Source organism: Variovorax sp. KBW07, assembly GCF_003852515.1.
GTDB lineage: Bacteria > Pseudomonadota > Gammaproteobacteria > Burkholderiales > Burkholderiaceae_C > Variovorax.
The window spans coordinates 83,147-94,028 of sequence record NZ_QAJK01000065.1; the positions used below are offsets into that span (position 1 = coordinate 83,147).

Below are 10,882 nucleotides of genomic sequence, written 5' to 3' on the forward strand. Positions count from 1 at the left end.
ACGGCCGCCGCGGGGGCGGAACGCTCAAGCCGCACGCAACTCGCCGGCAGTGGCCGCAATGCTTGGCTGCTGCGGCTTTCCCTGCTGGGTGATCAGCGACGTGAAGTCGCGCAGGCGGTGATGGAGCTCGGCCAGGTTGCTTTCCTGCGCGGCCAGTTCGACCAGCCGTTCATCAAGATTGCCCGCCGCGCTCTGGATGCGCTCGATCGCTTCGATGCGCTTGCTGAAGTTGCGGCGGCGCTCCTTCAGCTGTGCATCGATCTGCGCGCTCGCGCCCCTGCTCCAGCGCTCGACCTCGGTCATGGCGGCCTCGTTCACCAGCCGCAGCCGGCTGGCCAGCGCACGCACCAGCTTGTCGCAGAAATCGGCCTGCGCAAGCTTCAGCAGGTTGCCCACGCCCAGGTAGTGGATGTGGCTGCGCTCGATCTGGCTCAGCTCCTGTTCGAAGCCCGTCAGGTCGGGCTCGGCCGGCGCCTGCAAGGTGAAGCCCTGCTCGGCATTGAGCTGGCGGAAGGTGGCGTGCAGCATCGACTGGATCTCTGCCGTGGTCGCCTGCACTTCGCGCAGGTTGTTGCGCAGCGAATCGAAGGTCTCGGCGTACACCTTGCGCACATTGAACTTGACGCCGGGGCGCTTGAGCGCGGCCGACAGCCGCACCATGTCCGCCTTGAGCGCGGTGCGGCCCAGCACCGCGTACACCTCGCGCAGCAGCTTGCCCTGCACCGAGCGCAGCGCCAGGATGCGGGTGTTGCTGCCCTCGAACTCGGCATGCTCCTGATCGATGCGCGCACGCATGTGGCGGATCACCGAAACGTTCTTGCCGCGCAGCCCCTGCAGTTCGAGCGCCTGCTCGGACAGGTCGCGCTGGCGCACCTTCAGGATGCGTTCGGCCTCGGTGCGCAGCGCGCTCATGCCGGCATCGACGGCAAGCCGCAGCATGGTCTCGCGCTTGCCGAGCACGCCTTCGCCCAGCAGGGCTTCGAGCGCCGGCAGCCGGCTGGCTTCGAGCAACGGCCCGTCGCGCTGGATCTTGGCCTGCAGCCCCTTTTGCGCGGACACCGGCAGCACCTGCGCCAGCGGCACTTCGAGCAGTCGGGCCGCGCCGTCGCGCTGGCGCTCGATCTGCTGTTCGATCTGCGCGGGCGTGCTCAGCGTGTCCCACATGGTGTCGATCTTGTTGAGCACCACGAAGCGCGTGCTGTTGTCTTCGTCCTCGGTAATGAGGTGTTCGCGCCAGATCGACAGGTCGGAGCGCGTCACGCCCGTTTCGGCGCCAAGAATGAAGACGACCGCGTGCGCCTGCGGGATCAGGCTCACCGTGAGTTCGGGCTCGGCACCGATCGCGTTCAGGCCCGGGGTATCGAGAATCACCAGCCCCTGCTCCAGCAGCGGGTGGGGCATGTTCAGCACCGCATGGCGCCAGCGCGGAATTTCGACGCGGCCGTCGGCGTTCTGCACCGGGTTGTCGTCGGGTGTGTCGTCGTTCCAGAAGCCCAGCGTGCGGGCTTCTTCCTTGTCGACCCACAACACTTCGGCCACCTTGCCCATGGCCTGCGCCAGTTGCTCGGCATTGCCGACGTCGATGGCGATCTCGGTCCAGCGCGTGGGCTTCTCGCGCCAGTGGGCCAGCGAATGCGGCTCCAGGCGGGTTTCGATCGGCAGCAGGCGCAGCTTGGGCGCCAGCGCGGCGTCGTAGCCCAGCTCGGTGGGGCACATCGTGGTGCGCCCCGCGCTGGCCGGCATGATGCGCCGCCCATAGCCTGCGAAGAAGATGGCGTTGATCAGCTCGGACTTGCCGCGCGAGAACTCGGCCACGAACGCGACCATGACCTTGCTGGTGCGAATCTGCGTCTCGAGCCCGCGCAAGCGCTCGGCCACCGCCTGGTCGAGCAGCTCGTTCTCGGTCAGCCAGCGGGACAGCCACTGCAGCCGGTGCGCGAAATTGCTCCGCCAGGCACCGTGCTGATCGAGTTGTTGATTGAAAGAGCGGCTCAAGGGAAATATGTAAGAAACAATTTACAAATATAGCATCGCACGCCGTGCAGCGACGGTTTGCAGGGTATCCCCCTGCAAGCGGGCCGCGGCTACTTCTGGCAATTCGGGCAGTAGTAGGTGGAGCGCTGCCCCTGGCGCAGCAGCCGGATCGGCGTTGCACAAACCCGACAGGGCTCACCGGCCCGGCCGTAGACGGTCGCTTCCAGCTGGAAATAGCCGCTCTGGCCGTCCACGTTCGAGAAGTCGCGCAGCGTGCTGCCGCCCTTTTCCACCGCCCGGGCCAGGATGTCCCGCACCGCCGCGTGGAGCTTGGCCGCCCGCGGCCGGCTGATGCGCGCGGCCGACAGCGTGGGCCGGATGCCGGCCATGAACAGCGCCTCGGACGCATAGATGTTGCCCACGCCCACCACCACCTCGCCGGCCAGCAGCACCTGCTTGACGGCCGTCTTGCGCTTCTTGAGGCCGGCATGGAATGCGTCGAGGTCGAAATCGTCGCCCAGCGGCTCCATGCCCAGGCCGCCGAGCAGCTTGATGGCCCAGGGCGCTTCTTCGTGGTCCACGTACACCACGGCACCGAAGCGGCGCGGATCGTTGAGCCGCAAGGTGCCGCGGTCGGTGACCAGGTCGAAATGATCGTGCGTGCCGGGCGGCGGCAGCGCCGCATCGAAGCGCAGGCTGCCCGACATGCCCAGGTGCAGCAGCAGGATGCCGCGATCAAGGTCGATCAGCAGGTATTTGCCGCGGCGCCGTACCTGGAGCACCCGCCGCCCGACCAGCGCCTCGGGCAGCACCATCAGCGCCCAGCGCAAGGGCTTGCCGATGCGGACCGCATCGATGCGCGCGCCGGCAATGCGGTCGGCAAAACCGCGCCGGGTGACTTCGACTTCGGGCAACTCGGGCATGAAAGGAAAACTCCGATGACTCGCGATTCGACGAAGCCCCACGCGGCGCTCGTTCAAATGGCTGGATTATTATGGCCAGATGAATCTATCGCCCCGCCGACACCGCCTTGCGGCGGCCGCGTCTCTCGCTCTCCTGGCCTGCGCGGTTCACGCGCAATCCTCCTCCGATCCCGCCGCTCCCGGCAGCCCCGCGCCCATCATCGAGCGCACGTCGCCACCGAAGCCGGCGGTCAGGCCACGGACCGTCGCGGCCAAGCCGGCCAGCGAACCGGCGGCTCAGCCTTCGGCACTGACGGCCGACCTGTTCTACGAAATCCTCATGGGCGAGCTGACGACGCGCTCGGGCGATCCGGGCTCCGGCTATGCGCTGGTGCTCGACGCCGCACGCCGGCTGCGCGATGGCAAGCTGTTCCAGCGGGCCGTTGAAATTGCATTGCAATCGCGTTCGGGCGACGCCGCCCTCGCGGCAGCCCGTGCCTGGCAGGAATCGCTGCCCACCTCGCGCGACGCACGGCGCATCGAGCTTCAGATCCTGATCGCGCTGAACCGCATCAGCGAAACGGTCGAGCCCCTGCGCGCCGAAGTGGCTGCCACCTCGCAGATCGAACGGCCGCTGCTGATGGCCGTGATCACGCGCAACTACTCGCGTGCGTCCGACAAGAAGCTGGCCGCTTCGGTGGTCGAGCAGGCGTTGGTCGACGAACTCAAGAGCCCGACGAGCGGCGGCATGGCCTGGGCCACCGTGGGCCGGCTGCGGCTGAATGCGGGCGATGCCAGCGGCGCCCTGGAAGCTGCGCGCAAGGGCCAGGAGATCGATCCGACGTCCGATGCGCCGGCCGCCCTGGCGCTCGAAATGATCGACCCCGGCCAGCCGCTCGCCGAACCGATCGTCACGCGTTACCTGAACAACAACCCCAAGGCCGCGCCCGACCTTCGCGTCGCCTATGCACGCGTGCTGGTCGAGAACCGCCGCTACGGCGATGCCAGCACACAGCTCCAGGCAGTGACCACATCGCGCCCCGAACTGGCCGAGCCGTGGCTGCTGCTCGGCAGCCTGCAGATGCAGGCCAAGCAGGACGCGGCAGCCGAAGCCTCGCTCAAGCGCTTCATCGAGCTGTCGGGAAGCCAGGGCAAGGGCGCGGCGGCGGCTGATGCCGACGACCGCAAGCGCGGCGTGTCGCAGGCCTACCTTGCGCTTGCGCAACTGGCGGAGCGGCGCAAGGATTTCGCCGCCGCCGAGCGCTGGCTGGCGCGCGTCGATGGCGCCGATGAACTGGTGGCCGCGCAAAGCCGCCGCGCGGGCCTGCTGGCACGCCAGGGCAAGCTGGCGCAGGCACGTGAAGTCATTCGTGGGCTGCCCGAGCGCACGCCCGAAGACAAGAAGCAGAAATTCCTTGCCGAAGTGCAGTTGCTGCGCGACGCCAAGCAATACCAGGCGGCCTACGACATGCTGGCCCAGGCCTCCGCGGCCACGCCCGACGACGCCGACCTGGTCTATGACCAGGCCATGATCGCCGAGAAGCTCAACCGCCTCGACGAGATGGAGCGGCTGCTGCGCCGGCTGATCCAGCTCAAGCCCGACAGCCAGAACGCATACAACGCGCTTGGCTACTCGTTCGCCGATCGCAAGATCCGACTCGAGGAGGCACGCACGCTGATCCAGAAGGCGGTGCAACTGGCGCCTGAAGATCCGTTCATTGCCGACAGCCTGGGCTGGGTCGAATTCCGCCTCGGCAACACGGCCGAGGCCATCCGCATCCTCGAGGCGGCCTACAAGACACGCCCCGACCCCGAGATCGGCGCGCATTTCGGCGAAGTGCTGTGGAGCACCGGCCAGAAGGACCGCGCGGTCACGATCTGGAAGGAAGCCCTGCTGAGCGATGCCGAGAACGAGACCCTGCAGGAAACGCTCAAGCGCTTGCGGGTCAAGCCATGACCTCGGCCGTCGTCGGCGAAGCCGTGTCGAACGGCCGCCGCACGGCCCTGTCCGTGGGCGGCGCGGCGCTTCTCTGGCTGACGGGCTGCGCCCAGTTGTCGGGCCGCTCTTCGGGGCCGAAGACTTCGGACAGCTGGAGCGGCCGCATGTCGCTGCGCATCGAAAGCGAACCAGTGCAGACCTTTGCCGCGCTGTTCGAGCTGCGCGGCTCGGCCGAGGCCGGCGACCTCACTCTCACCACGCCCATCGGCAGCACGCTGGCGCAACTGCACTGGACGCCGGGCGAAGCCCTGCTCAAGGACGGCAGCAACACCCGGCGCTTCGAATCGGTCGATGCACTGGTCGAAGCGGCCACGGGCGCGGCCATTCCGGTCGGCGCGCTGTTCGGCTGGCTGGCGGGCCGCAACGAGCCCGTGCCCGGCTGGAAACCCGACCTGGCGCAACTCGGCAGCGGGCGCCTGCAGGCCGTGCGCGAATCGCCGAGCCCCCGCGCCGACCTGCGCATCGTGTTCGAACGGTCATGAAGGCGATCTACGACCTTCCCGCACCGGCCAAGCTCAACCTCTTCCTGCACATCACCGGCCGGCGAGACGACGGCTACCACCTGTTGCAATCGGTCTTCATGCTGATCGACTGGTGCGACACGCTGCACGTCGAGCTTCGGCGCGACGGCCAGCTGAGCCGCCAAGACCTCACGACCGAGCTGCCGGCCGACGACCTGATCCTGCGGGCCGCACGCGCATTGCAGGCACATGCCGCGCCCGGCCAGGGCGCCCACATCTCGGTGGCCAAGCATGTGCCGGCGCAGGCCGGCATGGGCGGCGGCTCTTCGGATGCGGCCACCTGCCTCCTGGCGCTGAATCGCTTGTGGGGGCTGAACCTGCCGCTTTCGCGCCTGTTGCACATCGGGCTGAAGCTCGGTGCCGACGTGCCTTTTTTCCTTGCCGGCCGCAACGCGTGGGTCGAGGGCATCGGAGAGCAAATTCGTCCGGTTACACTCCCTGCTGCGCACTTCGCGGTGGTCAAGCCACCCGAAGGACTCGATACCCGATTAATTTTTTCTGCGCCCGATCTTGAACGTGCAACTCCTGTTGCTATAATCTCGGGCTTTGCTGCAGATAGCAAACAAAACGAAGCTCCTGACCTGGGAAACCAGGTTTTCGACTTCGGTAGAAACGACCTGCAGCCGGTTGCTCAGCGGCTTTGCCCCGCGGTCACCGACGCCATCGAATGGCTCGGCGCCCAAGGTTTGAAGGCCCGAATGACCGGCTCCGGAAGTTCGGTGTTCGCAAAGCTGCAGCAAGCGCCGCAAGACGCGGAACTGCTCGAAGCCCCAAAAGGGTGGCAGGTTCGTCGATGCAGCAATTTGGCTGTTCATCCTCTCTGGGGGTGGGCAACCTGAAGATGATCGAATCGCCCAGGCGGTTCGATGCGACATATATCGGTTGATGGTGAAAACCATCGACCCGTGTAGGGGAGTCGCCAAGCTGGTTAAGGCACTGGATTTTGATTCCAGCATGCAAAGGTTCGAATCCTTTCTCCCCTGCCAAATCTTCAAAGACTGCGGCCCAACGGCCGCAGTCTTCTTTTGCAGCCCGCCCGCTGCAATAATCGGCGGCTAACCGGCCGCCACGCATCACAAACCTTTTGGCGGCTTCCTTAGCCAATTCGCACTGCCGGGACGCGCTCATGCAGGCTAATCACCCTGATTTCATGGTTTTCACCGGCAACGCCAATCCTGGCCTTGCCGCAGAAATCGCGCACAACCTCGGCACTTCGCTGGGCGCCGCACGCGTCGGTCGCTTCTCCGATGGCGAAGTCACCGTCGAGATCAACCAGAACGTCCGGGCGCGCGATGTGTTCGTCGTGCAGTCGACCTGCGCCCCGACCAACGAAAACCTGATGGAACTGCTGATCATGGTCGACGCGCTCAAGCGCGCTTCGGCCGAGCGGATCAGCGCCGTGATTCCCTATTTCGGCTATGCCCGCCAGGACCGCCGCCCGCGTTCGAGCCGCGTGCCGATCTCGGCCCGCGTCGTGGCCAACCTGCTGGAAACCGTCGGCGTCGAGCGCGTGCTCACGATGGACCTTCACGCAGACCAGATCCAGGGCTTCTTCGACATTCCGGTCGACAACATCTACGCGTCGCCGGTGCTGCTGGGTGACCTGCGGGCCAAGAACTACGAAGACCTGATCGTGGTGTCGCCCGACGTCGGCGGCGTGGTTCGCGCCCGTGCGCTGGCCAAGCAACTGAATTGCGACCTCGCCATCATCGACAAGCGCCGCCCGAAGGCAAACGTCAGCGAAGTCATGAACGTCATCGGCGAGATCGACGGCCGCAACTGCGTGATCATGGACGACATGATCGACACCGCCGGCACGCTGGTCAAAGCAGCCGAAGTGCTGAAAGAGCGCGGCGCCAAGAGCGTCTACGCCTACTGCACGCACCCGATCTTCTCGGGCCCGGCCATCGAGCGCATCACGCAGGGCTCGGCCCTCGACGAAGTGGTCGTGACCAACACCATTCCCCTTTCCGACGCCGCCCTGGCCTGCGGAAAGATCCGCCAGCTCTCCGTGGCTCCGCTGATCGCCGAAACGATCCAGCGCATTGCCAAGGGCGAGTCGGTGATGAGTTTGTTCTCGGACCAGGACAACCTGTTCTGATCTGAGCAAAAAGCGGGTTCCTCTCCCTTTCGGGACGGGAGCCCTTGTTGAACCGGAGTCGCACTGGTCGCGGTGGACTCTCACAGGAGCTAGTTATGAAATTCGTCGCTTTTGAGCGCGCAAAGCAGGGCACGGGTGCGAGCCGCCGTCTCCGCATCTCGGGCAAGACCCCCGGTATCGTCTACGGTGGCGACACCCAGCCGCAACTGATCGAAATCGATCACAACGCGCTGTGGCACGCCCTGAAGAAGGAAGCTTTCCACGCCAGCGTGCTGGAAATGGAAATCGACGGCGCCGTCAGCAAGGTTCTGCTGCGCGACGTGCAGTACCACCCGTTCCGCCAGCTGGTGCAACACATCGACTTCCAACGCGTCGATGCCAAGACCCGCATGACCATGAAGGTGCCCGTGCACTTCAAGGGTGAAGAAGAATCCGACGCCGTCAAGGTCGACCAGAACCTGGTCAACCACGTGACCACCGAACTCGAACTGAACTGCCTGCCGAGCGATCTGCCCGAGTTCATCGAAGTCGACCTGTCGGGCCTGAAGAAGAACGGCACCGTCACGCTGAAGGACATCAAGCTGCCCAAGGGCGTGAAGTGGGTCAGCCACGGCAAGGTCAACCCGGTGCTGGCTTCGGCCGTGTCGCCGGCGGCTGAAGAAGTCGACGCCCCCGTTGAAGGCGCTGCCGACGCAGCTGCCGCGGCACCGGCCGGCAAGGGTGGCAAGCCCGCAGCCAAGACCCCCGCTGCCAAGACGCCTGCCAAGAAGTAATCTCTTCTTCGCAAGCTCTCGAAAGAGTCAAAAGGCCCGCCCCGTGCGGGCCTTTTGCTTTTTGGCAGCGAGATAATCCCGGCCATGATCAAGCTGTTCGTCGGCCTCGGAAACCCGGGCCCAGAGTACGAAGCCACGCGGCACAACGCGGGCTTCTGGTGGATCGACGCCCTGGCGCGCGACTGGAAACTCAACCTCGCGCCCGAGCGCGGCTACCACGGCCTTGCGGCACGCGCCAACATCGGCGGCCAGAGCATCTGGCTGCTGGAGCCGCAGACCTTCATGAACCTGTCGGGCAAGTCGGTGGCGGCGCTCGCGCGCTTCTTCAAGATCGCGCCCGAAGAAATTCTTGTGGTGCACGACGAACTCGACGTGGTGCCCGGCCAGGCCAAGCTCAAGTTCGGCGGCAGCCATGCGGGCCACAACGGCCTGCGCGACATCCACGCGCAGCTCGGAACCGGCGACTACTGGCGGCTGCGCCTGGGCATCGGACACCCCGGCGTGAAGTCGGAGGTCGTCAACTGGGTGCTCAAGAAGCCACTCAAAGAACAGCGTGAGCTGATCGAGGACGCCATCGTCCGCACGCTGCACGCCGCACCCGCGCTCGTGGCCGGCGAGATGGAAAAAGCGACCCTGGTCATTCACACGAGCAAACCGCCACGGCCCAAACCGCCGCGGCGGGAGCCCGGCGACGGAGGCACGCCTGCCGCCACCTAGCCGGCAACCGGAGCGCAGGGAGGGAGAGAAATAAAAAATGAAGAAGAGAACAACAACAGCAGCAACAAAGGCGGCATCGGGAGCCGCCAAGGGGGCGATGAAGGCCGCTCTTTTTTTAATAGCGTCATTTGCTTGCTCCGTCAGCATTTCCGCCCCAGGCGGAACGCAGACATGGCGCTGCGGCAGCACCTATTCGGACCACGCCTGCGACGGAGGCAAGCCCGTGAAGGTGGACGACAACCGCAGTGACAACGACCGCCGGGCCGCCGATGCCGGCACCCGCAGTGCAAGCGCCCGGGCCGACCAACTGGAGCACAACCGGCTGTCGCAGGAAAAAGCAGCGTACGACCGCGACCGCCAGGCCGCGCAGGAAGCCCGGAACGCCGCCCTCGCAGACAGGCGCATGGCCTTGTCCGAGCAGATGGCGCGGGCACAGGAAAGCAGAGCAGCGCGCGATCCGCGCAAGCCAGGTATGAGCTTCAAGGGCACAGCCAAGGACGCTGGCGAGGGGTCGGCCCCGAAGAAGAAAAGAAAGCGGAAGTCGTCCGCCGATTCAAGCGCCGGTTGAAGCAGCCGTCGTCGTCGTGACCTTGATCGCCGTGAGGCGCTGGTACTTCTGCATCAGCGTCTCGCGGCTTTCCACGTGCTCGGGGTTCAGCGGAATGCAGGCCACCGGGCAGATCTGCACGCACTGCGGCTCGTCGAAGTGGCCCACGCACTCGGTGCACTTGTGTGGATCGATTTCATAGAACTCCGCGCCCATGTAGATCGCATCGTTCGGGCACTCGGGCTCGCAGACATCGCAGTTGATGCATTCGTCGGTGATCATGAGGGCCATGCCCCGATTATCGGCGGACCGGCAAGGCCAACCCCTCGTGAATGACAAAGGCCACATTCGCGGCACATTTTTTGCGGTAGTCAGTTATGCTGCGCCCCGCCCCATGAGTCTGTTTTTATTCAAGCGCCTCGCCACGCTGATCGGCACGTTGATCGGCGCCTCCGTCATCGTCTTCCTCGTCCTGGAGATCCTGCCGGGCAATGCCGCGCAGATGCTCATGGGCCCCGATGCCTCGCCCGAAGCCGTGGCCGCGCTCGCCACCAAGCTCGGCCTCGACCAGCCGGCATGGACGCGCTACTGGCACTGGATCGGCGGCCTGCTCACCGGCAACCTCGGCGACAGCTACGCCTACAGCTCGCCCGTGCTCGACCTGATTTTTGAACGGCTCGCGCTGACCGTGCCCCTTGCCATGCTGGCCATGGCGCTCACCGTCGTCATCGCACTGCTGGTGGGCGTGACCGCCGCCGCGCGCCACAACAAGCTCGGCGACGTCGGCCTGATGGGCATGGCGCAGGTCGGTATCGCGATTCCGAATTTCTGGTTCGCGATTCTCTTGATCCTCGTGTTTTCGGTGCAGTTGCAGTGGTTCTCAGCGGGCGGCTTCGAAGGCTGGGGCGAAGGCTTCTTCGCAGGGCTCAAATCGCTTTTGCTGCCTGCCCTGTCGCTGGCCGTGGTTCAGGCCGCGATCCTCGCGCGCATCACGCGTTCGGCCGTGCTCGAAGTGATGCGCGAAGACTTCGTGCGCACCGCGCGCGCCAAGGGCGTTTCGCAGCGCATGGTGCTGTGGACCCACGTGCTGCGCAACGCGATGATTCCGGTCATCACCGTCATGGGCATGCAGTTTTCCGAACTGCTGGCCGGCACCATCGTGGTGGAAAACGTGTTCTACCTGCCGGGCCTGGGCCGGCTGATCTTCCAGGCCATCAGCAACCGCGACCTGATCGTGGTGCGCAACTGCGTGATGCTGCTTGCCGCACTCGTGGTCATCGTGAACTTCGTGGTCGACGTGCTGTACGCCGTGATCGATCCGCGCATCAAGGCCAGCGACATATGAGCA

11 protein-coding genes and 1 tRNA gene are annotated in these 10,882 nt (G+C 65.5%); 9 read left to right on the forward strand and 3 right to left on the reverse strand.

All coding sequences use genetic code 11. The features are described 5' to 3' along the window. Positions 1-24: 24 nt before the first annotated feature. Positions 25-1,995, reverse strand: coding sequence for a dynamin family protein (locus DBV14_RS14930; protein WP_124459942.1), 1,971 nt, complete (start codon positions 1,993-1,995; stop codon positions 25-27). A gap of 89 nt (positions 1,996-2,084) precedes the next feature. After that, positions 2,085-2,897: a bifunctional DNA-formamidopyrimidine glycosylase/DNA-(apurinic or apyrimidinic site) lyase gene (gene mutM, locus DBV14_RS14935; RefSeq protein WP_124459943.1), complete on the reverse strand. Its 813-nt coding sequence runs from the start codon at positions 2,895-2,897 to the stop codon at positions 2,085-2,087. A gap of 79 nt (positions 2,898-2,976) precedes the next feature. Here mutM and DBV14_RS14940 point away from each other — a divergent pair, with 79 nt between their 5' ends. From DBV14_RS14940 to DBV14_RS14975, 8 genes are all read left to right on the forward strand, one after another. Continuing rightward, the gene (locus DBV14_RS14940; protein ID WP_124459944.1) at positions 2,977-4,833 is read left to right on the forward strand and encodes a tetratricopeptide repeat protein; all 1,857 of its coding nucleotides are present in this window, start codon (positions 2,977-2,979) and stop codon (positions 4,831-4,833) included. Then, positions 4,830-5,357 (forward strand): lipoprotein insertase outer membrane protein LolB, encoded by a 528-nt coding sequence (locus DBV14_RS14945; RefSeq protein ID WP_124459945.1) that lies wholly within the window; start codon positions 4,830-4,832, stop codon positions 5,355-5,357. The genes DBV14_RS14940 and DBV14_RS14945 overlap by 4 nt, the downstream gene beginning before the upstream one ends. Beyond that, the gene (gene ispE / locus DBV14_RS14950; protein WP_124459946.1) at positions 5,354-6,235 is read left to right on the forward strand and encodes a 4-(cytidine 5'-diphospho)-2-C-methyl-D-erythritol kinase; all 882 of its coding nucleotides are present in this window, start codon (positions 5,354-5,356) and stop codon (positions 6,233-6,235) included. The genes DBV14_RS14945 and ispE overlap by 4 nt, the downstream gene beginning before the upstream one ends. 70 nt (positions 6,236-6,305) lie before the next feature. Next, positions 6,306-6,382 (forward strand) — tRNA-Gln (locus DBV14_RS14955). A gap of 140 nt (positions 6,383-6,522) precedes the next feature. Further along, on the forward strand, positions 6,523-7,497 hold the full coding sequence (locus tag DBV14_RS14960) for a ribose-phosphate pyrophosphokinase (protein WP_124459947.1): 975 nt from the start codon (positions 6,523-6,525) through the stop codon (positions 7,495-7,497). A gap of 95 nt (positions 7,498-7,592) precedes the next feature. Then, entirely contained in the window at positions 7,593-8,270 is a 678-nt protein-coding gene (locus DBV14_RS14965) for a 50S ribosomal protein L25/general stress protein Ctc (protein ID WP_124459948.1), read from the forward strand. Between the two features lie 84 nt (positions 8,271-8,354). Further along, entirely contained in the window at positions 8,355-8,987 is a 633-nt protein-coding gene (gene pth / locus DBV14_RS14970) for an aminoacyl-tRNA hydrolase (protein ID WP_124459949.1), read from the forward strand. Between the two features lie 37 nt (positions 8,988-9,024). After that, positions 9,025-9,555 (forward strand): hypothetical protein, encoded by a 531-nt coding sequence (locus tag DBV14_RS14975; protein ID WP_260397039.1) that lies wholly within the window; start codon positions 9,025-9,027, stop codon positions 9,553-9,555. Here the strand turns inward: DBV14_RS14975 and DBV14_RS14980 are convergent. Then, positions 9,541-9,825 (reverse strand): YfhL family 4Fe-4S dicluster ferredoxin, encoded by a 285-nt coding sequence (locus DBV14_RS14980; RefSeq protein ID WP_124459950.1) that lies wholly within the window; start codon positions 9,823-9,825, stop codon positions 9,541-9,543. The genes DBV14_RS14975 and DBV14_RS14980 overlap by 15 nt on opposite strands. 103 nt (positions 9,826-9,928) lie before the next feature. On the opposite strand from DBV14_RS14980, the gene DBV14_RS14985 reads away from it, so the two are divergent. Further along, positions 9,929-10,879, forward strand: a complete 951-nt coding sequence (locus DBV14_RS14985) for an ABC transporter permease (protein WP_124459951.1) — start codon at positions 9,929-9,931, stop codon at positions 10,877-10,879. Positions 10,880-10,882: the final 3 nt, after the last annotated feature.

What these genes read in the sequence shown, in the direction of transcription:
- DBV14_RS14975 (WP_260397039.1), top strand. Translation starts at nt 9,025, where the DNA reads ATGAAGAAGAGAACAACAACAGCAGCAACAAAGGCGGCATCGGGAGCC.
- mutM (WP_124459943.1), bottom strand. Translation starts at nt 2,897, where the DNA reads ATGCCCGAGTTGCCCGAAGTCGAAGTCACCCGGCGCGGTTTTGCCGAC.
- ispE (WP_124459946.1), top strand. Translation starts at nt 5,354, where the DNA reads ATGAAGGCGATCTACGACCTTCCCGCACCGGCCAAGCTCAACCTCTTC.
- DBV14_RS14940 (WP_124459944.1), top strand. Translation starts at nt 2,977, where the DNA reads ATGAATCTATCGCCCCGCCGACACCGCCTTGCGGCGGCCGCGTCTCTC.
- pth (WP_124459949.1), top strand. Translation starts at nt 8,355, where the DNA reads ATGATCAAGCTGTTCGTCGGCCTCGGAAACCCGGGCCCAGAGTACGAA.
- DBV14_RS14960 (WP_124459947.1), top strand. Translation starts at nt 6,523, where the DNA reads ATGCAGGCTAATCACCCTGATTTCATGGTTTTCACCGGCAACGCCAAT.
- DBV14_RS14980 (WP_124459950.1), bottom strand. Translation starts at nt 9,825, where the DNA reads ATGGCCCTCATGATCACCGACGAATGCATCAACTGCGATGTCTGCGAG.
- DBV14_RS14945 (WP_124459945.1), top strand. Translation starts at nt 4,830, where the DNA reads ATGACCTCGGCCGTCGTCGGCGAAGCCGTGTCGAACGGCCGCCGCACG.
- DBV14_RS14985 (WP_124459951.1), top strand. Translation starts at nt 9,929, where the DNA reads ATGAGTCTGTTTTTATTCAAGCGCCTCGCCACGCTGATCGGCACGTTG.
- DBV14_RS14965 (WP_124459948.1), top strand. Translation starts at nt 7,593, where the DNA reads ATGAAATTCGTCGCTTTTGAGCGCGCAAAGCAGGGCACGGGTGCGAGC.